This is a genomic window from Corallococcus terminator (assembly GCF_049194865.1).
In the GTDB taxonomy this organism is placed as follows: domain Bacteria; phylum Myxococcota; class Myxococcia; order Myxococcales; family Myxococcaceae; genus Myxococcus; species Myxococcus terminator_A.
This window is the reverse complement of record NZ_JBLZWL010000004.1, coordinates 44,666-65,537: the sequence shown is the minus strand read 5'-3', so window position 1 is coordinate 65,537 and position 20,872 is coordinate 44,666. Positions and strand designations below refer to the sequence as shown.

The 20,872-nt window shown below is 69.2% G+C and carries 17 protein-coding genes; 9 read left to right on the top strand and 8 right to left on the bottom strand.

What is annotated here, in order from left to right:
* Positions 1–11: 11 nt before the first annotated feature.
* Positions 12–1,136: a metal-dependent hydrolase gene (locus ACN469_RS05325; protein WP_498764781.1), complete on the top strand. Its 1,125-nt coding sequence runs from the start codon at positions 12–14 to the stop codon at positions 1,134–1,136.
* Positions 1,137–1,248: 112 nt separating this feature from the next.
* Here the strand turns inward: ACN469_RS05325 and ACN469_RS05320 are convergent, their stop codons facing one another.
* Positions 1,249–2,115, bottom strand: a complete 867-nt coding sequence (locus ACN469_RS05320) for a 50S ribosomal protein L11 methyltransferase (protein ID WP_498764779.1) — start codon at positions 2,113–2,115, stop codon at positions 1,249–1,251.
* A 40-nt stretch (positions 2,116–2,155) separates the two neighbouring features.
* Between ACN469_RS05320 and ACN469_RS05315 the strand changes: the two genes are divergently transcribed.
* Positions 2,156–2,518, top strand: coding sequence for a hypothetical protein (locus ACN469_RS05315; protein WP_498764777.1), 363 nt, complete (start codon positions 2,156–2,158; stop codon positions 2,516–2,518).
* Positions 2,515–3,483 (top strand): hypothetical protein, encoded by a 969-nt coding sequence (locus ACN469_RS05310; protein ID WP_498764775.1) that lies wholly within the window; start codon positions 2,515–2,517, stop codon positions 3,481–3,483. Before ACN469_RS05315 ends, ACN469_RS05310 begins: the two co-directional genes overlap by 4 nt.
* A gap of 55 nt (positions 3,484–3,538) precedes the next feature.
* Here ACN469_RS05310 and ACN469_RS05305 read toward each other — a convergent pair whose 3' ends face one another.
* From ACN469_RS05305 to ACN469_RS05275, 7 genes are all read right to left on the bottom strand, one after another.
* On the bottom strand, positions 3,539–4,405 hold the full coding sequence (locus ACN469_RS05305) for a hypothetical protein (protein ID WP_498764773.1): 867 nt from the start codon (positions 4,403–4,405) through the stop codon (positions 3,539–3,541).
* Between the two features lie 36 nt (positions 4,406–4,441).
* Complete coding sequence (locus ACN469_RS05300; RefSeq protein WP_498764771.1) at positions 4,442–5,428, bottom strand: DUF4150 domain-containing protein; 987 nt, start codon at positions 5,426–5,428, stop codon at positions 4,442–4,444.
* Positions 5,425–6,495: a hypothetical protein gene (locus ACN469_RS05295; RefSeq protein WP_498764769.1), complete on the bottom strand. Its 1,071-nt coding sequence runs from the start codon at positions 6,493–6,495 to the stop codon at positions 5,425–5,427. Before ACN469_RS05295 ends, ACN469_RS05300 begins: the two co-directional genes overlap by 4 nt.
* Entirely contained in the window at positions 6,492–7,565 is a 1,074-nt protein-coding gene (locus tag ACN469_RS05290; protein WP_498764767.1) for a DUF2169 family type VI secretion system accessory protein, read from the bottom strand. The genes ACN469_RS05295 and ACN469_RS05290 overlap by 4 nt, the downstream gene beginning before the upstream one ends.
* Positions 7,555–8,121 carry a hypothetical protein gene (locus ACN469_RS05285; protein WP_498764765.1) on the bottom strand — a complete coding sequence of 189 codons (567 nt, stop codon included), beginning with the start codon at positions 8,119–8,121 and terminating at the stop codon, positions 7,555–7,557. The genes ACN469_RS05290 and ACN469_RS05285 overlap by 11 nt, the downstream gene beginning before the upstream one ends.
* Before the next feature lie 125 nt (positions 8,122–8,246).
* Positions 8,247–8,921, bottom strand: coding sequence for a hypothetical protein (locus tag ACN469_RS05280; RefSeq protein WP_498764763.1), 675 nt, complete (start codon positions 8,919–8,921; stop codon positions 8,247–8,249).
* A 157-nt stretch (positions 8,922–9,078) separates the two neighbouring features.
* On the bottom strand, positions 9,079–11,679 hold the full coding sequence (locus tag ACN469_RS05275) for a M16 family metallopeptidase (protein ID WP_498764761.1): 2,601 nt from the start codon (positions 11,677–11,679) through the stop codon (positions 9,079–9,081).
* Between the two features lie 196 nt (positions 11,680–11,875).
* Here ACN469_RS05275 and ACN469_RS05270 point away from each other — a divergent pair, with 196 nt between their 5' ends.
* From ACN469_RS05270 to ACN469_RS05245, 6 genes are all read left to right on the top strand, one after another.
* The gene (locus ACN469_RS05270) at positions 11,876–14,527 is read left to right on the top strand and encodes a coiled-coil domain-containing protein (RefSeq protein ID WP_498764759.1); all 2,652 of its coding nucleotides are present in this window, start codon (positions 11,876–11,878) and stop codon (positions 14,525–14,527) included.
* 13 nt (positions 14,528–14,540) lie between these two features.
* A complete protein-coding gene (gene hemW / locus ACN469_RS05265; RefSeq protein ID WP_498764757.1) occupies positions 14,541–15,746 on the top strand; it encodes a radical SAM family heme chaperone HemW in 1,206 nt (401 codons plus the stop codon).
* Between the two features lie 33 nt (positions 15,747–15,779).
* On the top strand, positions 15,780–16,604 hold the full coding sequence (locus ACN469_RS05260) for a hypothetical protein (protein ID WP_498764755.1): 825 nt from the start codon (positions 15,780–15,782) through the stop codon (positions 16,602–16,604).
* 40 nt (positions 16,605–16,644) lie between these two features.
* Positions 16,645–18,186, top strand: coding sequence for a DUF4388 domain-containing protein (locus tag ACN469_RS05255; protein WP_498764753.1), 1,542 nt, complete (start codon positions 16,645–16,647; stop codon positions 18,184–18,186).
* A 305-nt stretch (positions 18,187–18,491) separates the two neighbouring features.
* Positions 18,492–19,280: a TadE/TadG family type IV pilus assembly protein gene (locus tag ACN469_RS05250; RefSeq protein ID WP_498764752.1), complete on the top strand. Its 789-nt coding sequence runs from the start codon at positions 18,492–18,494 to the stop codon at positions 19,278–19,280.
* Complete coding sequence (locus ACN469_RS05245) at positions 19,256–20,821, top strand: hypothetical protein (RefSeq protein ID WP_498764750.1); 1,566 nt, start codon at positions 19,256–19,258, stop codon at positions 20,819–20,821. Before ACN469_RS05250 ends, ACN469_RS05245 begins: the two co-directional genes overlap by 25 nt.
* Positions 20,822–20,872 lie beyond the last annotated feature (51 nt).

Below are 20,872 nucleotides of genomic sequence, written 5' to 3'. Positions count from 1 at the left end.
GTCGGAGGGAGATGGACAATCTCGCTCACTCGCTCGTTGGGGCCTGGATGGCGGAGGCGGGGCTGAAGCGCTACACGCCGCTGGCCACCGCGACGCTCGTCATCGGCGCCAATCTCCCGGACGTGGATGCCGTCGTCACCTTCGCGGGCTCGGACGCCTCGCTGTACTGGCGTCGAGGCTGGACGCACGGGGTGCTCGCGCTGGCGCTCTGGCCCTTTGTCCTGACGGGGTTGATGTTGCTGTGGGACCGCTTCGTGCGAAGGCGGCGGCACCCGGACCTGGCGCCCGCGCGCGCCGGGCCGCTGTTGCTCTTGTCCACGGTGTCGGTGCTGAGTCATCCCGCGCTGGACTGGCTCAACACCTATGGCGTCCGGCTGCTGATGCCGTTCGACGGGACGTGGTTCTACGGTGACGCGTTGTTCATCGTCGACCCGTGGGTGTGGCTGCTCGCGGGGGCGGCCGTCATCATGGCGGATGCGCGCACGCGGAAGTCCGTCGCGGGGTGGGGGGTGTTGGGTATCGCCACCACCGCGCTCGTCATGTTTCCCGCGTTCGTGCCCTGGCCCGCGAAGGTGCTCTGGGCCGTGGGCGTGGCGGCGATTGTCTGGTTGCGATTGAAGGGCACACACGTGGTGCCCACCCAGCGCGTGGCCACCGTGTGCGGAGTGGGGTTGGTGCTCTATCTGGGCGCCATCTTCCTGGGCTCCCAGGTCGCCGCGCCGAGGGCCCAGCAGTGGCTGAGGGCTCATGGGCACCCGGTGGAGCGCGTCATCGCGGGGCCGGTGCCCGCGAACCCCTTCGTACGAGACCTCATCGCGCTGGGGCCGGACCGCTACCACTTCGTGCGCGCGGACTTCCTGCGCGGCGGCGACGGGCACCTCGAAATCAGCGGGCCGACGCTCCCTCGTGAGCCGAACCCTGGCCCCGTCATCCAGGCCGCGCTCGCGGCGCCGCATCTGCGTGGCCTCGCGAACTGGCTGCGCCTGCCCACGTATCAGGTGGCCGAGACGGAGGCGGGGTGGCGCGTCACGATTGATGACGTGCGGTACTCACGCTCGCAGAGCGGCGGGCTCGGCTCCGCCGTGGTGGAACTCGACAAGGAGCTGCGGCTCGTGAAGCGCCCGACCGTCGAGTGACGAAGCGTGGCGGGGCCCGCGTGCACGTTGTCGGGCCCACGCCGCCTCGCGGAGTCTCGCCAGAGCCCGTGGGCCCGCGTGGTCATCGCACGCGAGCCCTGGGGCCAGCACCTCAGCGCTTCAGGTCGATGCGAACCCACTCGCCCTGCGTCGCGCCGGGCAGCACGGTGAAGCCCAGGTTGCGGTAGGCGGCTTCCACGTCCGTGCGCTGATGCGACAGCACGCCCGCGAGCACCAGCCGGTCCTTCGCCTTGAGCGCGATGAGCGGCGCCAGCTCGATGAGCGTGTTGGCGAGGATGTTGGCCAGCACCAGGTCGAAGGTGCCCTCCACCCCTGTCAGCTCCTTGCCGGACACGTCGATGTCGGGCGTGCCGTTGTCCGCCAGGTTCTCCTGGGCCAGCTCCACCGACGTCGGGTCATTGTCCGTGGCGACGACGCGCCCCGCGCCCAGCTTCTTCGCGGCGATGGCGAGCACGCCCGTGCCGGTGCCCACGTCCAGGACGCTGGCGCCCGGATGGTCGGCCATGAACGCATCCACCGCCGCCAGACACAGGGACGTCGTGGGGTGGTCGCCCGTGCCGAAGGCCATCTTCGGCTCAATCACCAGTCGCACCGCTTCGGCGGGGGCGTTGCCCACGTCCCACGGCGGCCCCACCCACAGCCGGCCCACATGCACGGACTTGATGAGCGACTTCCACTCGTTGCTCCAGTCCTGCTGGGGCTGTTCGTCCAGGTTGAGACGGGCGGCGGGGTGGTTCTCCGCCACCTCGTCGCGGGCGGCCTCGGCCGTCTCGCGGTCGTCGAAGTAGCCGATGATGATGTTCTCACCCACCGGCGGAGCCTTCACGCCGGGCATGGTGGGGGTTTCGCGGTCTCGTACCTCGAGGCCGAGCGCACCGGACTCGTGGAGGAGGTCCTGTACGGCCTCGGACGCTTCCTCGGGCAACTCCACGGTGAGTGACAGATAGGTCTGGGACATGGCGGCCCTTTTACCGCGCCGTGCGTAGCGTGGGAGCGCCGTGAGATACCTGTTCTTCTTGTGTCCGCTGGCCTGGCTGACCGCCTGCTCCGGCCCCGAAGCGCCCGACGCAGCCGTCTGTCGGGATGTCGTCACCCGCCTCTGCCAGACCTCGGCCTGTCCCGGCGTGGCCGAGCAGCTCGACACTGGCCTGGGCTGCGAGGCCACCCTGCTGGAGCGGACGGGCTGCGGTGCGGAGGAGTTCACCTTCTCCTCGCCCTCGCGAGAGCGCGTCCTGGCCTGCCGGGAGCCGCTCATCCGGGTGGGGACCACCACGGAGCGCCCGCCGTCGTGTGAGGACACGACCCGGTTCCTCGTGGAGTGTCCGGACGTGACGACCTTTTTCCGGGGGGAAGAGCCATGAAGCGGTGGGTGGCGTCGGCGTTGGTGTTGTCGGTGGGGTGTACGCCCCTGGACATGGAGCGGCGCACCGAGCGTGGGCCCGTCCTGCGCACGTACCTCCAGGAGTCGCAGCTCGGGGAGCGCATGCCCTTCGCGCGCACGGAGGTGAGCTGGCCGCAGCTCACCCTGCGCTTCTCCACGGCGGACATCTGTCGCACCGAGCAACATGCCGAGTACTCCGAGGACATCATCACCACCCGCTCCGTCCCGGGCGCGGCGGGGGCGGTGAGCTCGGGCGGCGTCCTCACCGCGGTGGGTGGCTTCCTGGTGTTGGGGCGCACGCTCTTCTCCGACTCGCCGGACCGGTCCGCCATCGACCGCGACGGTCGCTACGGCGCCTCCAGTCGCGAGGTGGCGACGACCTGGGGCGCGGTGCTGCTGTCGGTGGGCGTGCCCGCGCTGGTGGCGGGGCTCGTCCAGCTTCATCGGGGCGGCGAGTCGAAGGAGACGCGCAAGGCGGATGAGATGCTGGCGCTGCGAGAGGTGCCTTGCCAGCCACAGCCCGCGGACGGCGTGGTGGAGTTGGCGGGCGGCAACGGCCCTCCGCCCGAGCCGCGCGCCACGGTGAATGGGGCGCTGGTGCTGAGCGCGGACGAGGCACGGGCCCTGAGCTTCACGGGCCTGCTCCTGGACGGTGCTCCCGTGTTGCTCCTGGACGAGGACCGCTCGAGGATGGAGACCTTCCGCACCTGTGCCTCGCTGCTGGCGGCGCCGGTGGACCCGGAGGCCCTGGCGCGACAGGCCAAGACGCACCCGGACCGGCTGCGCACCAAGAGGGAGTTGGTCCGGGCCTGCACGACGCTGCCTGGGGCGCCCGCGGGTCCCTTGCTGGAGGCCATCGACTCCGCGTTGGCCCTGGGGACAGGGATGGCACCGGAGGCGAAGCCGTCACCGCCGCCCACGACACCGCCCGGCACGGACCTCTGACGCGACAGTGCGAAAGTCGAGTCAGGGCTCCAGACCGGTAATCGTTGCACCCAGCTCAGAGGCTGCTCACCTGCCCACCCCACCACCCCTTGCCATCGAACCGGCCGACGAGCCGCCCTCCGAGGCCAAAGAGATGGTCTCCAATCGCTCTCAGCCGATAGAGCGTGACGTCCTTGATCTTCTCAAGGCCCCGGGGGCCGAGACGGAAGACGCCGTCCTTGCCCGCTGCGGCGTACAAGGTGTCCTGATACCAGGCGAGGCTGGTGATGTTCACCGCGGGCGCATGGATCTGCTCCCAGGTATCGCCGTCTCCCCTGAACAACACGCCGCGCGCCCCGGCGATGTAAACCTCCTTGGGCGAACGACAGAGGACCGTGAGCAAAGTGTAGTTGGTCGGAGACTCCAGCTCCGACCAGACCTGACCCTGGTATCGGAAGAGCGCGCCCTTATCTCCGACCATGTAGGCCTCATCCACTGAGCAGCCATGCACGGCGTTCAGCCGACGCTCCTGTTCGTCCCGGACGACGTCCACCTGCTTCCCGGAGACCCGCACGCGCTCCCCGTGGTCCCCGGCGGCGAACAGCAGGTCATCCGACGCCACCCAGAGCGACACCAGTCCATCCGGACAGCCGAGGTCCCGGCGCTTCCAACCCCCCTTCGAATCCGTGAAGTGAAGCAGCCCCTCCATATCGACCGCATACAATCGCCCCGAGGAAGACCGCGCCAGGTCTGTCACCCAGGCTTCGACCTCCAGGAGCTTCGTCCACGTGATGTTACCCTCATGGACCATCGATACGATGACCGTGACAATGGACTCGGGGTCGTCCACGGGTGGCGACAGGTTCGCCAGCGTCTGCAGGTCACGGAGGTTCGTCCCGACGATGCTGATGAAGCTCGTATGATGGTCCGGCGCGGTGCTCATTCAATCCCTCCAGAAAACCATTCAAGTCCGGCGTGACTAGAAAGTCGCACCCTCGTTCGCCCCCGTGGATGGCGTTGAAGACCACTTCTTTCGCAGTCCAGGGGGACGCAGCTCCAGATTGCCAGTCCCTCCGCAGAGCTCAATGAGTTTCCTGTCGACCTCGATGAGGATGCACTCGGCTTCCTCCTTCGTCAGTCCGGGGCCAGGAGGCGGTGAGCAGAGCTGGTCCTGACAATCCTTGCGAGCCTCCGGGTAGGTGACATTCTTTCCGGTGGCCTTGTAGCGCCGCCGATAGAAGCGGGCTCGGTCCTTCTGCATCCGGGAAACCCGCCCATGCTCAGTGGTGATGTCGGACCCATCGGCGAGCGGAATGCACGGCCCGGCATTCTCCGTGTAGTTCGGGCACCCTCCGGCAACCGTCGTGGGGCTGCCCGAACCACGCCCTTCCTGGAAGTGGGCGTTCTGGACGACATGGTGGGACTGAGAGCCCGCATGTGGCCCCTTCATCTTCTTCTTCTGCTCCCCATAGGACTCCACCGGATAGCGGGCCAGGACCTTGGCGCACTTGCCGGGGTCTGGCGGCGCCATGGACTCCAGCTCGGGCGTGGGAACGGATTCGTTGCCAGGTGTGCTCGCGTGATTCGAGGTCGTCATGTCCAGGTGACGGACAACGTTCTCGCCTTCGAACTGCACGTCCATGGACCAGGACGCGAAGTACACCTTGCCGGAGAGTTGGTGGCTGACGACGCCCTGTCCAAAGGACTTCGTGGCCGCCTCATCCCCTGTGCATTTCTTGAAGTAGGACTTGTCGCGGAGCATCGCCTCCTTGCCGCCAATGAGCACGGTCTTGCTCCCGCCCGTCATGTCCGACGATGAGGAGAAGAGAGGGTAGGGCAGGGGAAGAGGCCCCGCGGGCGGCCCCGGCGGAGAAAGGCAGACGTCCGGAAACGCGGCCGTCACCTGTCCCGAGCCCGTCTTGCAGGAGATGGAGCGGCCATTCGCATAGGTATTGTTTCCCATCATCCGCTCCTTCTGGGTGTGGCCACCACACACGCGGCTCGCTCGGAACCTCGTGACGACGCGAACAAGAGGGCTGTGCGGCCCGGCGCGTCCCCCTGCGCCATGCCCACGGCCGTGAGAACCAACATGCACGCGGGGAGCGCCGCCCCCACGTCCCCCAGGACTTCCGCCGGAAGCCAGAGCGGAAAGGAGGGTCTCGGCTCGCGAAGGAGTCGGGCAAAGGCCGTGGAGGCTTCCATGAAAGCCGTCCTCTCGCCGGCGACATCTCCCACGCGAAAGTCCACGTCGCCCAGCGGGAGTCTCGAATCATCCAAGGCTCGGCGCAGCGCGAGGGCCAGTCCCTCCGCCAGATTCGCGACGTCCTGTTTCCCGAACGACGGCTCCTCTGCGTGCCCCATACCCAGGATGTCCAGCAGGGAGGGCGTCCGCGGCCTCGCTCGTGTCACCCAGAGCGCGGCGGCGGCCTCGGAAGGAATCACGCCATCGGAGTTTGTCTCCGTCTTCAATCGGTCCTGGGCCTCAAGCCAGTGAAGCGCCTTGTGGGTCACCAGGGAGTCCGCCGCGGCGACAAGGCACGCATCGCACTCGTGGCGCGCCAACATCCCTCCCGCGGTCTCCAGTGCGTGGAAGATGCCGGCGGCTCCCATCCGAAAGGCACGTGACCCGGGGCCGAGCGGCGCCGCGCTTTGTGCCTGGACCTCATTCAGGACCCGGGCGCCCAGGTCCTCGGGAAGGTCGTCTCGCTCAGGACCCGCGAGCGCGAGCAGCAAGGGCACGGGCTTCTTCACGGCCCCTACCCAGCCCTCGTGACGCGCCCTGCATTCCTCCAGCGCGCGCACCAACAGAGGCACGCATCGACGGAAGCCATGGACCGAGCGGGTTGCTTCGGGAACCTGGGCGCCGACGATGGGACGATGGTGGGTGTCGTGGAAGGGGAGCTCCTCGAAGCGGCGGATGCGAGCCCGTACCGCGGCGCTGGCCGATGCGGCGTCCATGCCGACGGAGCACACCATGCCCACCCCCTGGACCAGCAGCTTCGCTCCTGGAGCCCCGAACCCCAACGCGCTCATGCCGCCCCCTGGCCCCAGCGGATGTAGCGCTTGCCCGTTTGTGCCGCGCGCTCACGCCCGGGCGTCGTACCCACCTGGACCTCTCGAAGATGGGTGGGCTTGGCTTCCAGCCGGGCGGTGGCCCTCCAAACCAGGACGCAGCGCTTCTCATCGGGAAGGAGCACGACGGTGTCGAGCAGTCCCGGGAAGGAGCGTGGGCCCGCACGATAGTGCAGCGTGACGGGAACGGAGCGGACAGGGAGCGTGAACCGCCAACGGCCCTCGGGAGTCGCCCCGGTGAGGAGCACCTGCTCACCTCCTTCGAGGTGTGCACAGGTCTGGTTCTCCGCGGCGCCCTGAAAGTAGCGGTCGTCGAAGTCGAGCGGGAGGAAGGGGAATCGTGAGTCGCGCCACGCCTGGTCATACGTGCCCGCATAGGTGCGCCTGGGCATCCAATTGCGTCCGATAAAGCCGAGCCCTATCGGGCGAGGCCGGTCCGTGGGACGCGAGATGAGCTGCTCCGGGTCCTCCAGATTGGGCAGTGGCGTGTCACGAATGCCCTCGTGGCCCCGGGCGTGGAGGCCGACGCCCACGAGGTTCGCCTCCTCGTACACATGCCGCCGAGCATCCGAGTGGGTGCGATCCGCGCCCCCGAAAGCGCGCTCGTAGGTCAATGGCACCTTGAGGAAGGGTTGAGGGCTCGACGGGCGCAGCCCTCCTGTCCACCCGCGCTCCCAGACCCTGTCTCCGAAGACCTGGAGGACCTTGCGCACGGAGCCGAGCTTCAGTCCCACCAGCAGCGACTCCGCGGGCTTGCCCCCGGGGGCCCAGGCGTGGCCCAGCACGAGGACATCCGTGCGGGGCTTTCGCAGCGCGAAGTCCGACTCCCATCGCTCGCTGCTGAGTCCTGGCTCCCCATGAAAGAGGTCGGCCTTGACGAGCGGTTTCTGCTCCGCGGCGGGCGTACAGATTCCATCGGGCCCGACGTCGAAGGTTCCCTTGGCGACGGCGACGACGTGCTCGTGGCCGTGCTTGTCCGTGGAGACAGCCAGCCCCGCCTGGAGCGGCGCCAGCAGGTTGTCAATCATCATGGCCCCTCCAGGGCTTCCAGGAGTCGGCGGCGCGCCCTGGTGACGCGAGCAAGGCCTGGAGGTGCGTGAGCTGTCGTCGTTGTCGGCGTGTACTCGCGAGGGTGTTCAGCCGGAAGGCTCCACGGCTCTCGAGCGAGAGTTGCCTTGCGAGCCCGTGTCGGCGCCGCATGGGGACTGTTTCGAGCGCCGCCATGAGGACCTCGCCGCTCCAGGGCTTGCCCCCCAGATAGCGGGCCTGCACGTCGAAGCGACTCCGCTGCGTCCGCCACCACTCGCGGATGGCCTCGGGAGCGGGCACCGGCAGGCTCGCCTCGAAAGAGAGCGAGAGGTCCGCGTCGAGGTCATCCTCCTCCGGTTCATCATCGGGAGGTTCCTGGACGAAGGTCTCCTCCAGCACCAGCCCGGTGATGGCGCAGAATGCCTCCGCTGCAACGCGCCCGTGGAGCTTGTCCCCGAGCAACTCCGCACACGCGTCAGCCGCCTCCACGCGCCCGCTGAATCCCAGCGCCCAGAGCACCTCTCCTCTCAGTCGAGGAGCCTCGAGGTGCTCGACCAACCGTCGAAGGTCCTGACGCCTTCCCAGGAGTGAGGTCCAGACGTACAGCGAGCGCTCACACGGCTCGCGCGCGGTGACGGCCTGCGAACACAGGGTCCAGGCCTCTCGATGCCCGCGCAGGAGTCCTACCGCGATGGCCGAATCGCGAAGTGCCGGGTGCGCGAATAGCTTGCGCAACACGTCGGCCCCGATGGGGAGCTGAGGAAGGGCTTCGAGGAGGCGCAGGGCCGCCAGCGCGACATGGGGTCCTCTCCAAGCAGGAAGGCATCCAGCGCGACCTGGGGCGCCTCTTCACGAAAGGCGAGGACCTCCAGCACGGCGGACTGGACCTCCGGCCTGCCCTCCACGAGGTGGGGCCCCAGCCGTCTGGCGACGTCCTGCCGCTCGCTGAGCTCCAGGGCTCGCTGGAGAGCACTTCTCAGGACCGGGCCAGCACCTGCGAAGGCGTCGAATACCGCATGGGCCGCGGGCTCATTCCAACCATCCAGAAGTGCTCGTGCCCCTGCGCTGACACGCAAGGGCTCCTCCTCCACGGCGTCTTCTTCGAGCTCGAGCAACGGCAACAGCATTCGCTCGGCTACCGGCGCGCCGCCCACCGCCAGCCCCTGGAGATGCGCCAGCAATCGCGCCTCCAGGCGCTCTCCCAGCTCCGCCAACGTGAAGTCCGCCGTGAAGTGGTGCCGCGCCCATTGCTCCCACAGGAAGGCAGCCTCTTCCAGATGCCGCTCGACGACATCCCACAGGACATCCTCGGGACGCCGCTCCAAGGCAAAGATGGGTTTGGCCAGGGTGTCCATCACCCCAAAGACTACGCCATCCTGAGTGGAAAAATATCCACTCTAAGTGAGTGCAGGCGACTTGCATCTTTCCGTGAAGCCTTCCCTGTGCCGTCATCGACCGCCGGATTCAGAAGAACGGCGAGCGCCTTCCTACCGGCGCTCGCCAATCCCTCTCACATCACGGGCCGACGACGGTGAGCACGCTCTTGTCGAAGTCGATGACCTGGCGCGCCACCTCGACGACCTGCTCCGACGTCACCGCGTCGATGTGCTTCGCGTAGTGCAGGAAGTTGTCCAGGTTCAGCCCGTAGAGGGTGTCCATGGCCATCATCCCCGCGCGCGCGCCGTTGCGCTGGAGCGCGATTTCGTGCGTGCCGATGAGGTTCTGCTTCGCCCTCGCCAGCTCCGCCTCGGGGATGGGCTCGTCGCGGATGCGCTTCAGCTCCGCGCGAATCCCCTCCAGCGCCGCGTCCACCTTCTCCGGACTCGTGCCCATGTACACCGCGAAGTAGCCCGGCTCGATGCCCTCCACGCCGAAGCTGCTCACGCTGTACGCCATGGAGCGCTTGTCGCGCAGCTCCACGAAGAGCCTGCCGCCTTGCCCCGACAACACGCCGGACAGCGCCTCCAGCGCGTGGCGCTCCGGGTCATTGATGCGCAGCCCCCGGAAGCCCATCACCAGATGCGACTGCGCCTTGGCCAGCACGCGCTTCTCCTGACGCGCCCCCTCCAGCGGAGCCTCGGCGGTGACCTTCGGCGCGGCGGCGGCCTTGCCTCGCGAGGCGCCGAAGTACTCCCGCGCCAGCGCGAGCACCTCGTCCACCTTCACGTCGCCCACCACCGTGAGCGTCAGCTGAGACGGGTCCATGTAGCGCGCGTGGTAGGCGAGCAGCGCCTCGGGCCCCAGCGCCTCCACGGACTCCTTCTCCCCGAGCGTCGGCATCCGGTACGGATGCGTCCGGTACAGCGTCCGGTTGAACAGGTCGAACGCGAGGCCGGACGGCTTGTCCTCCCGCGTGAGGATGTCCTGGAGCATCAGTGCGCGCTCCCGGGCCACCTCCACCTCGGGGAACGAGGGGTTGGACAGCGTGTCAGCGAACAGGCGGAAGGCGGACTCGAAGTGACGCGAGAGGAACTCGCCCCGCAGGTTCACCGAGTTGCGTCCACTCATTCCCCCCATGCTTCCCGCGTAGATGTCGACGAGCTGCGAAATCTCCTCCGCGTCCCGAGTCGGCGTGCCTCGCGTGAGGCTGCGCGCCAGGAGCGTGGTGAGGCCGTTGTCGGCGGACGTCTCGTAGCGCAGGCCGCCCATGAAGGCCGCGCGCATGGCGAACAGCGGCACCGCGGGCTCCACGCGCACCATGATGGTCGCGCCCGAGGGCAGCTTCTCCGTGATGATTTCGCTGGGGCCCTTCGTCTTGGCGCCCAGCCGCAGCGAAGGCTCACCCACGGAGACCTTGCTCGCCTTGCGCTCCGGAGGCGCGGCGACGGGCCCGCGCTCCACCCGGTCCAGCACCGCGTGGACCTGCTCCTCCGTGAAGTTCGTGCCGTGCGGCAACAGCCCGGTGACGGTGGCGCGGTCGAAGCGCAGATACCTCTCCGCCGCCGCGCGCAGCTGCTCCGGCGTGAGCGAGCGGATGCCCTCGTAGTAGCGCGCCTCCGCCTCCAGGCTGCCCATGCCGGACTGGTAGAAGCCCATCTTCCGAGCGATGCCCTGCACCGTCTCGCGCTGATAGACGGCCTCCGCCTCCAGCAGCGCCTTCGTCGTGGACAGCTCGTCCGCCGACACCGGCGTCACGCGCAGCGTGGCCAGTGCCTTCGAGGCCTCCTCCAGCGCCTTCTCCAGATTTCCCGGCTGCAGCGTCATCGACATGGAGAACAGGCCCGGGTCCTGGGGCGTGTAGGAGAACGCGTGGATGTCGTTGACCAGGTTGTGCTTGCGCTTCACCTCGCGCGTCAGGCGGGAGGCGTCACCCTGGCCGACAATCATCGCCAGCACGTCCATGGCGGGCGTGTCCGGGTGTGAGGCCTGGGGGATGGGGAAGGCCATGTGCAGCCAGGCCTCCTTCACCTCGTCCGGGCGCAGCAGCACGCGGCGGCCGCTGGTCGTGGGCTCCACGGGACGCTTCGCCGCGCCCGCGTAGGGACGGCCCCAGTCCCCTCCGAAAATCTCCTCCACCCACTCGCGCAGCTCCGCCTCGCTCAGGTCTCCCGAGACGGAGAGCACCAGGTTCTGGGGCGTGTAGTAGCGGTGGTAGAACTCCAGCACCTTCTCCCGCGTGAAGCTCCGAACGCTCTCCGCCGTGCCCAGCACGGGCAGCCGGTACGGATGCGTCTGGTACACGGTGGAGAACAAGTCCCTCGACGCGCGCCGGGAGGGCGTGTCCTGGCTGCGCTTGATCTCCTCGCACACCACCTCGATTTCGCGCGCCAGCTCCTCGGCGTCGAAGGCGGAGCGGCGCACCGCGTCCCCGAGGATGTCCAGGCCCGTCCGGGCGAACTGGCTGGCGATGACGATGTGGTAGACCGTCTGGTCGTACGACGTCCAAGCGTTGATTTCGCCGCCGTGGGCCTCCACGTCCCGGGCGATTTCGCCGGGGCCGCGTCGCTCGGTGCCCTTGAACAGCATGTGCTCGTGCAGGTGGGCCAGGCCCGCCTGGTCGGGGCGCTCGTCGGCGCTGCCGACCTTGACCCAGACCTGGAATGCCGCGACCTTGGCGGCGTGGTTTTCGTCGAAGACGACGGTGAGCCCGTTGGGAAGCGCGTAGCGGATGGCCATATAGGAGCGTCCGAAGCTGGCACTCGCCCCCCTGGAGGGCAAGGCGAGGTGAGATGTTTCCCCCACTGGCTAACGCCCAGGGGCCCCCACGTCGAGGGGTCCGTGCCGCCTCCCTGCGTCCGGGGGACCCGAACCGACCTCTCTCGTCACGCGTCCCTGGTAGGCAGCGCCGCCGGGCGGTAACCTGCGATTGCCCATGCCGTCACCTCCGGAAGAGGTGGATCCGCTCGCGGACCTGCGCGACAGCCTGGACCTGGAGGACACTGGCGTCCAAGCGGCCCCCCCCGCCCCCACCGCCGCTGCCCTCCCCAGGCCCCAGCCCAAGCCACCGCCCGCTGCGCCACCGCCCGCTGCCCCGCCCCCTCTGCCCCCTCGCCGTCCGGCAGCCTCTCCGGTCTCCGCGTCGGTGGGCACGGGTGCGCCCAGGCCCGCGGCCACCCCGCCTCCCGGCGCCCTGGCCACCCCCGCTCCCGTCTCCCGGGCGGTGCGGGTGCCCGGAAATGACCCCTTCACCGAGGCGGCCGAGCCCCGGATGCCCATGGGGGGCTCTCCCGAGGAGAAGCTGGAGTACTTCCGGACGGTGGTCCGGCAGAAGACGGAGACCCTGGCCCGTGCCCGCACGCTGTACGCGGAGCGCGACGGGGAGGTGAACGGGCTGAAGCAGTCGCTCACCCAGCTTCGCAAGGAGGCGGCGGAGGCGAAGGCGCAGCTGTTGGCGGTGAAGGACTCGCCCGCGAAGCTGGTGCAGACGTCGGAGGCGCTGTCGGGCGCGGAGAAGCGCGCCGCCGAGGCCGAGGCGAAGCTCGCCGGCCTGGAGGCGGAGCTGGCCGCGTCGGAGGCGGACCGCAAGGACCTGTCGCGCGCGCTGGCGGAGGTGGAGTCGGAGGTCCCCCGGCTGACGGCGGACCTCCATGAGGAGCGCGAGTCGCGGGGCGCGGTGGCCGAGGAGCTGGTGGGCGCCAAGGAGGCGCTGTCGCTGGCGCAGGACCGCGTGGCGGAGCTGGCGGCGGAGAAGTCCGAGTCGCAGGGCGCGCTGGAGGCCGTCCAGGAGCAGTACCAGCAGGTCGTCGCGGACGTGGAGCGGCTGGGCGGCGAGCTGGAGGTGATGACGGGCGAGCGGGACTCGCTGAGCCTGCGTGCCGGGCAGCTCGAGACGGCGCTCGCGGAGGCGCAGGGCGCGCTGAGCGCGGTGGAGAGCGAGAGCGACTGGTCCAAGAGCTCGCTGGAGGAAGCGCAGGGGCGCGCGCAGACGCTGGAGCAGGAGCGGGACGAGGCGCGCCGTCAGCTCGCGGTGATGGAGGAAGGGCTGCGCGCGCTCCAGGGCCAGCTGGCCGAGCTGGAGAAGGCGCTGGCGTTGAAGGACGCCGAGATTGTCGGGCTGCGCGCGGCGCTCACCGCGCGGACCACCGAGGCGTCGGAGCTGCCCGTGCTGCGGCAGGCGCTGGAGGGTCGCACGGCGGAGCTGGCGCGGCTGACGTCGCGCCTGGAGGCGGAGGGCGCGCGCGCGGCGGAGCGGACGCAGGCGCTGGAAGAAGGGCTGTCGCAGGCCGGTGAGCGGGCGTCGGTGGCGGAAGGGGAGGCGGCGGCGCTGAAGGAGGCGCTGGAGGCGCTCGAAGTCGAGCAGGTGGCGCTGCGAGACAGGATGGAGGCTGACGCGGCGGCGCTGGGCGAGGCGGCGCAGCAGGCCGAGGCGAAGGTGAGCGAGCTGACGGCGGCGCTGGAGTCCGCGCGGCTCGAGCATGAGGCGCTGAAGAAGCAGCTCGGCGTGGCGGAGATGAAGGCGGCGACGACGGACGCCGAGCGCGTGGGACTGGCCGCGCGCGTGTCGATGATGGAGACGGCCTCCGGACAGCGCGAGGCGGAGCTGGCGCGGGTGCAGGGCGTGCTGGCGCAGTCGAAGGAAGAAGTCTCTCTGGAGCGCGTGCGTCGCGAGGCGGCGGAAGCGGAGCGCGCGGACGCGCAGGTGCGTGCGGCGGCGGAGGAGGCGCGTGCGGACGCGCTGGCGGCGGGGCAGGGGGGCACCGAGGCGGAGCTGACGGAGCTGCGCGAGGAGCTGTCGGCCACGCGCGCGGAGGCGGACAAGGCGGAGCGGCTCCAGCAGCGCTTGAAGATGCTGGAGGGCGCGCTGGAGTCGGCCAAGGCGGAGGCAGCCAAGGCTTTGCAGGCAGCCCAGTCAGCGCAGGTCAGCAAGCAGAAGGAGGCCGAGGCGAAGCTCGCGCAGGTCGAGGCCGCGCAGGCGAGCGCACTGAAGGATGCCGCCGAGAAGCTGGCGCAGGTCGAGGCCGCGCAGGCGAGCGCGCTGAAGGAGGCCGCGGAGAAGCTCTCGAAGGCGGAGTCGACGCAGGCCAGCAAGCTCAAGGACGCCGAGGCAAGACTCGCGCAGGCCGAGGCGGCCCAGACCAGCAAGCTCAAGGACGCGGATGCCGCGCGGTCCGCGACGGAAGCGAAGCTGTCCCAGTCCGAGTCCGCGCAGGCGAGCAAGCTGAAGGACCTCGAAGCGAAGCTCGCGAAGGCGGAGTCCGCGCTGGAGGAGTCGCGCGGTGCCAAGGCGAAGGACGCGGACACGGCGCGAGCGGCGGTGGAGGCGAAGCTGACGCGCGCGGAGTCCTCGCTCCGAGCGGAGCAGGAGGCGCGCGCGGCGGCGGAAGCGAAGCTGTCCAAGCTGGAGCAGTCAGGCGGGAAGCCGGTTGCTGCGTCCACCGACTGGGAAGCCGAGCGCGAGGGGCTCAAGGCGGATGCCGCGAACCTGAAGCGAAAGCTGATGGCGGCCGAGACGGCGCTCGAAGCGGCGGCTGGCTACAAGGCGAAAATCGCGAAGCTCGAAGCGCAATTGAAGGGCCGGAAGTAAAGGTTTGCCCCTCATGCCGTTCGACGCACCAGTGGACCCGCTCACGGGGATGGCCGCGGCCCGCTTCGGGCTGTACCTGCACTTCCCCTACTGCCTCGCGAAGTGCCCGTACTGCGACTTCGCCGTGGCGGTGGCGAAGCAGGTGCCCGAGGAGCGCTATGCGAGCGCCGTGCTGGCGGAGCTCGACGCGCGGCTCGCGGCGTCACCCGCGCTGCGCTCGAAGCCGCTGGAGTCCATCTTCCTGGGCGGCGGTACGCCTTCGCTGTGGCACCCCCGCTACGTGGCCCGCGTGCTGGAGGGCATCGCCGCGAGGATGACGGTGTCGCCCGGCGTGGAGGTCTCCCTGGAGGGCAATCCCGAGCGCGCGGACGCGGAGCGCTTCGCGGGCTATCGGGCGGCGGGGGTGAATCGGCTGTCGTTGGGGGTGCAGTCCTTCCAGCCGGAGACGCTGAAGGCGCTGGGGCGCGCGCACGACGCGGCGCAGGTGGAGCTCGCCGTGGAGCTGGCGCGGCGGGCGGGCTTCCCGGTGGTGTCCATGGACTTCATCTACGGTGTGCACGGGCAGCGCGTCGCGCAGGTGGAGGAGGACGCGCGGCGGGCGGTGGCTCTCGCCCCGGAGCACCTGTCCACGTATGCGCTGACGGTGGAGCGCGAGGTGCTGGCGGAGGACACCCCGCTGTCCAAGCGCCTCAAGCGCGGCGAGCTGGAGCTGCCCCCCGATGACGACGTGGTGGAGATGGCGCGAGTCGTGCGCGAGGTCTATGGCGCGGCGGGCTTGCGTCGCTATGAAGTGTCCAACCACGCGCGCGAGGGCTTCAGCTCGCGACACAACGCGCTCTATTGGACGGGGGGCGAGTACCTGGCGCTGGGCGTGGGCGCCACGGGCATGCTGCTGACGCCCGAGCCCTCGCGCTACGTCAACCTGCGCAGCCCGGAGAAGTACCTGGCCGAGGTGGAGGCGGGCCGCCTGCCGGAGGAGGGGCGGGAGGCGCTGGGGGCGGAGGAGCTGTTCGCGGAGCGGCTGGCGATGGGGCTGCGGCTGGTGTCGGGCGTGGACTGGGAAGTGGTGTGTGCGCGGTACGGGCAGTCGGTGGAGACGCGGCGGGCGGAGGTGGCGAGGCTGGTGGAGCACGGCTTCGCGACGCTCACGGGCGGGCGGCTGGCCTTGACTGAAAAGGGCGCGGACGTACACAGCGCCGTCTGCGCGCGGCTGCTCTAGTCAGCGGCCCGCGAGAGGGACTTCGAGGAGCTTATGAGCAAGTGGATGCTGTGGATGTTCCTGACCCTGCTGACGGGCAGCCCGCTCTTGTCGCTGGGCCTGGTCATCGTCTTCATCTTCGTGGCGGACCGCTTCACGTGGCGGCTGTTGCCCAGCCCGGTGCGCATGTTCAAGCGCTTCCAGCGCGCGGGCGAGCTGGCGGGGACCATCCTCACCAACCCCCACGAGCGGCGCGCGCGCCACGAGCTGGCGGACATCCGCGTGGAGCAGAAGCGGTACGACGAAGCCGTCGACGTCCTCAAGCCCAACCTGGAGGCGGGCGACGAGGACGTGGACACCCTGTACCTGCTCGGCGTGGCGTACCTGGGCGCGGGGGATGCGCGGCGCGGGGAGCTGCTCCTGGACGAGGCGGCGAAGCTGGACCCCGACTTCCGCCAGGGCGCCATCGACCTGGAGCGAGGCCGCTTCCGGCTGAAGCGCGGCGAGGTGAAGGGCGCCATTGAATCGCTGGAGCGCTTCTGCGCGACGCGGCTGGGCTCGGTGGAGGGCCGCTATCTGCTGGCGAGCGCGCTGGCGAAGGACGGTCGCTCCGCGGATGCGAAGCGGATGCGCGAGCTGGCGTGGAACGAGTACGTGGCGGCGCCGGGCTTCCAGCGTCGACGCGAGCGCCGGTGGGCGTGGCTGTCACGACCCAGTCGGCCGCTCACCTACGCGGTGCTGCTCGCGCTGGTGCTGGGGACGGGCGCGACGGTGGCGAACCAGATGGGCCTGTTCGCCTCGCGCTCGCACGGCGGCAGTGTCCGCGGCTACGACCGGTATCCGCCCGCCGACACCGAGGCGTACGAGTACCTGGAGTAATCCGCTATTCTCGTGTCCACCGACAGCCGAGGCCCGCTCCATGTTTCCCACCCCGTCGCAGGTGCTTCGCCAGCGCGAGGGACTGCTCGCCGACACGCCCTTCCCGCTGCTGCTCCAGGCGCTGATGGTGGAGGAGCGCACGTGCACGCTGGAGCTGAAGGTGCGGCAGCGTGAGAAGCGCATCGTCTTCGAGGAAGGCTCGCCAGTGGCGTGCCAGTCCAACCTGCTGCACGAGACGCTGGGCAAGTATCTGGTGGAGAAGGGCCGGCTCGCGGAGGCCGACTACCAGAAGTCGCTGGCGGAGAGCGTGTCCACGGGCATGCAGATGGGCAGCCTCCTGGTGCAGAAGGGACTCATCAGCCCCTTCGACCTGTACAAGCAGCTCCAGGCGAACTTGGCGCACAAGCTGCTCGACTGCTTCCGGTGGGTGGACGCGAAGTATCGCCTCATCGCGGACGCGGAGGCGCCGGACGCCAGTGTGCGGACCAACCCCGCGCAGCTCATCCTGACGGGCGTGGAAGGCGTGATGCCCTTCGACGCGGTGGCCACCCACTTCACCTTCACGGACGAGCGCAGATTCGGGCAGCTGCCCGGCGTGGAGTCCGGGCCCAAGCTGTCATCCAAGGACGCGCGGCTGTTGCAACAGCTCCGGCAGCGGCCCACCTTCAACGAACTCCAGGAGCGCACGGGCTTCGACACGGAGACGGTGCTGCGGCGGCTCTACGCGCTGTGCCTGTTGGGCGTGGCGGGCTTCGTGGAGGACGTGGACGCGAAGGCGGCGGAGCTGGCCTCGCGCGCGGTGCCGGTGCCCGTGGCGCCACCCCCGGAGCCCGTGGCCCCGGAGCCCGTCGCCGCGCGGGGCACGCCGTTCTCCGACGAGGACGTGGCCGCCAGGGACGCCCTGGTGACGGCCTTCCTCGCGCACCGGAGCAAGGACCCCTTCGCCCTGCTGGAGGTCCCCGAGGACGTGCAGCCCCTGCCACTGCGCCGGGCCTTCCTCGCGTGGGCGGAGCGCTACTCGCCCCTGCGCTTCCAGACGCCGGAGCTGAAGGAGAAGGCGGAGGCGCTGCTGGCGGCGTATGCCAAGGCCTACGGCGTGCTGTCGGACGCGGACCAGAATCTCTTGTGGCGAAAGCGCCGCGCGGCGCACCGCGAGAAGGAGCGGGCCGCCACGGGCCGCCCCACCACGGCTGAGCAGTTCCGCATCCGCACCGACCTGCTGGATGCGACCACCCAGTTCGACGAAGCCCGGCGCAGGCTCACCGCGCGCAACTACGCGGGCGCCTTCGAGTACTTCGAATATGCCTGCGACATCGAACCCAAGCCGCTGCATCACGCCTGGCGCGCCTGGGCCCGCTACCTCATGAAGCCGGAGGCGCACGGTCGGCTGGCGCTCCAGGAGCTGCAGGAGGTCGTCCGCCAGGAGCCGGGGCTGGAGGACGGCTGGGGGTTCCTGGGCGAGGTGGCCCAGGGCGAGAGCCAGTGGGCCCTGGCGGAGGACGCCTTCCGCAAGGCGTTCAAGCTCAACCCCAAGAACCGCCGCTACGTGGACCTCATCCAGGAGATCGCCCGGCGCCGCTGAAAAGGGGCCCAGGACTCGCTCCTCCGCCTGCCCTGCGGGGCCGTCCTCTTGGCCCTCCGCGTCACTTGCTTTTGCAACAGCTGAGAGTTTCGGGGACGACCCATCGGTCATGTGGCCGCACCGAGTCTTTCTGGCGCGGATTTTTTCCCCGGGAGAGGGATGCTTCCCTCCGCGATGAGGGCTCGCGACGATTTTCGTCTCCGCGCGGGAAACATTAGGGCCGTGATTCGCGAGATCAGAGTGTCAGTGTAACTTCGTTGGGTGCACGGGGGATGCAAAGCCCTGGCGCCATTTCTCGAGGCTGGATGCGCTCCCTCACCACAGCGTCCCAATCAGGTCAGGCCGCGGTGGAGTCCGCCATCGTCCTGCCGCTCTTCGTGTTCCTCATCCTGGGCACTCTTCAGCTCGGGCTGATGCATCAGGCGCGGCTCTTGACGAAGTACGCCGCCTACAAGGCGGTCCGGGCCGGCTCGCTCCACAACGCCAAGGTCGAGACGATGGAGGCCGCCGCGCTCGCGGTGCTGCTGCCCATCCTCAGCACCCGCGCTGGCGGCCCTGGCGGCATCGAGTACACCCGCCCGGTCAGCAGCGCGCAGGACTTCGAGACCAAGTTCAACGAGCTGAAGAGCAACGAGATGCCCGGGGTGAGCCTCAAGTACGCGGAGGTCACCATCTGCGGACCGACGAAGGAGGAGGTCTCCGGCAGCGGGGAGTTCGACTTCGACGACCCGGACAACATCCACCCGGATGGCTGGAAGGAGAACCACCGCACCAAGCTGCGCATCCAGCTCACGCTCAACTACCGGCTGCTGATTCCCTTCGCGGACTGGGTCATCTACAGCGCCGCGCGCGGCCGGGAGGTGCCCATGTTGATGCGCATGGGGAAGATAAAGGCGGAGGAGCAGGCCAAGGTCTCCGGCCGCAAGTTCGGGGGCGCCGCCACGGGTGAGGGCCCCTACCAGAGCGCCGCCTCCCAGGGCATCTACATCATGCCCATCCGCGCCACGTACACCATGCGGATGCAGTCCAATCTCTATCTCGGCGCCAACGCCCTGCCCTCGAGCAACGTATGCATGTTCCCGTTCTCATACTGAGCCGGACGCGCCGCCGCATCCAGCGAGGCCAGGCCATCGTCCTGGGCTCGCTGTCGTTCCTGGTGCTGGCGCTGATGGTGACGCTGAGCTTCAACCTCAGCCATGCGCTGCGCCAGAAGATGAGCCTGCAGCAGCACAGCGACACCCTGTCGTTCTCCATGGCCGTCCTGGAGGCGCGCGCGCTCAACTACTACGCGGTCAGCAACCGGGCCATCGCCACCTCCTACGTGGCGATGAACAGCCTCCACGCGTACATGTCCGCCGCCAGCCTCACCGGGCAGATCATGCGGGCGTCCTCCCAGAACTTCGCCATCATCGCCGCGCAGGAGATGTTGCTGTGCATCGCCTGCGAGTTCATGTGCGACCACTGCGAGCACGCGGTGGAGGCGTTCCAGATCTCCAGCGACTTCAGCGACTCGGGCGACGACTACGACGACAAGGTCCAGGGCTTCGAGTCGAACTTCAACACCGCCATGGAGGGGCTGGACCTGATGGTGGACAACATCCACAAGGCCCAGAGCTCGGTCCATGAGCAGACGGTGAAGGCGGTGAAGGACGGCAAGAGCCACGGCCTGGGCCAGCTCAAGGACTACACCGCGCCCAACGCGAGCGACCTGGTGGAGGCCGTGGGCTCCATCAACGCCAACGAGTTCAACTGCGCCGTGGATGGCATGGAGTGCCAGGGCAGCGAGGGCAACTCCTCCCCGGAGGCCCGTGCGCGAGTCATGACTGAGATTGCCAACGCGACGCGCTCCGGCTGGCCGGCGACCCGCAAGAGCCCGGGCGGGCTTTCGATGAACAGGCCCAAGTACCTCAACTCGCAGTTCTTCCAGGAGCTGGATGACATCCCGGGGAACGAGGGCACGAAGCTCATCTCCGGCACCAAGGGCACCGCGAAGACGGTGAAAGACAAGGGCCAGCTCACCTCGGGTGGCCAGAGCGGCGGCAACGAGGGCTCCATGGTGGCGGCGCAGGACGAGGGCCGCATCTTCCACCAGTGGAAACACGGCCTGATGACGAGCAGCTTCAAGTCGGAGGTCTGGAGCGACGACAGCGGCGGCGGCCACAAGAACGACGGCGCGCACTCGGGCCAGCATCAGTTCGAGGGCGTCAACGTCCGGGCGCTCACCGGCTGCGCGGGCTCCGGCAACTGCTTCATGAAGTTCCGCGCCAACCCGGACCCGAAGCGCGACTGGGGCCAGCCGCGCGTCTACAGCTACGTGTCCATGCGCTTCCGCGTGGGCGACACGAAGAAGGCGCCCTGGGAGCTGAACTCGTCGGCGCAGGTGAAGCTCACCCACGGCCAGCAGGGCGCGGGAACCCTCACCGTCGCGGCGACGGAGGGCATGGCCATGTCGAAGTCGCTCGTCTACTACCACCGCTTCGGCGAGGACGGCTGGAAGGAAGCCCCCAACCTCTTCGCGCCGTACTGGCGCGCCAAGCTGCACCCCTACACCAAGGGTGATGCCCAACAAGTCTTGGAGGCCGCGGGCAACTCGGAGGCGGCCCAGATGTCGCAGGTGGATGGGGTGACCCTGTGAAGACTTCCGGACATCGAGCCGCCAGGGGCGCGGCCGCCGTGGAGACGGCGC

Coding starts and splice junctions, on each gene's coding strand:
- ACN469_RS05270 (WP_498764759.1), top strand. CDS start 11,876: ATGCCGTCACCTCCGGAAGAGGTGGATCCGCTCGCGGACCTGCGCGAC.
- ACN469_RS05300 (WP_498764771.1), bottom strand. CDS start 5,428: ATGATGGGAAACAATACCTATGCGAATGGCCGCTCCATCTCCTGCAAG.
- ACN469_RS05320 (WP_498764779.1), bottom strand. CDS start 2,115: ATGTCCCAGACCTATCTGTCACTCACCGTGGAGTTGCCCGAGGAAGCG.
- ACN469_RS05325 (WP_498764781.1), top strand. CDS start 12: ATGGACAATCTCGCTCACTCGCTCGTTGGGGCCTGGATGGCGGAGGCG.
- ACN469_RS05310 (WP_498764775.1), top strand. CDS start 2,515: ATGAAGCGGTGGGTGGCGTCGGCGTTGGTGTTGTCGGTGGGGTGTACG.
- ACN469_RS05250 (WP_498764752.1), top strand. CDS start 18,492: ATGCGCTCCCTCACCACAGCGTCCCAATCAGGTCAGGCCGCGGTGGAG.
- ACN469_RS05275 (WP_498764761.1), bottom strand. CDS start 11,679: ATGGCCATCCGCTACGCGCTTCCCAACGGGCTCACCGTCGTCTTCGAC.
- hemW (WP_498764757.1), top strand. CDS start 14,541: ATGCCGTTCGACGCACCAGTGGACCCGCTCACGGGGATGGCCGCGGCC.
- ACN469_RS05305 (WP_498764773.1), bottom strand. CDS start 4,405: ATGAGCACCGCGCCGGACCATCATACGAGCTTCATCAGCATCGTCGGG.
- ACN469_RS05245 (WP_498764750.1), top strand. CDS start 19,256: ATGCATGTTCCCGTTCTCATACTGAGCCGGACGCGCCGCCGCATCCAG.
- ACN469_RS05295 (WP_498764769.1), bottom strand. CDS start 6,495: ATGAGCGCGTTGGGGTTCGGGGCTCCAGGAGCGAAGCTGCTGGTCCAG.
- ACN469_RS05255 (WP_498764753.1), top strand. CDS start 16,645: ATGTTTCCCACCCCGTCGCAGGTGCTTCGCCAGCGCGAGGGACTGCTC.
- ACN469_RS05290 (WP_498764767.1), bottom strand. CDS start 7,565: ATGATGATTGACAACCTGCTGGCGCCGCTCCAGGCGGGGCTGGCTGTC.
- ACN469_RS05260 (WP_498764755.1), top strand. CDS start 15,780: ATGAGCAAGTGGATGCTGTGGATGTTCCTGACCCTGCTGACGGGCAGC.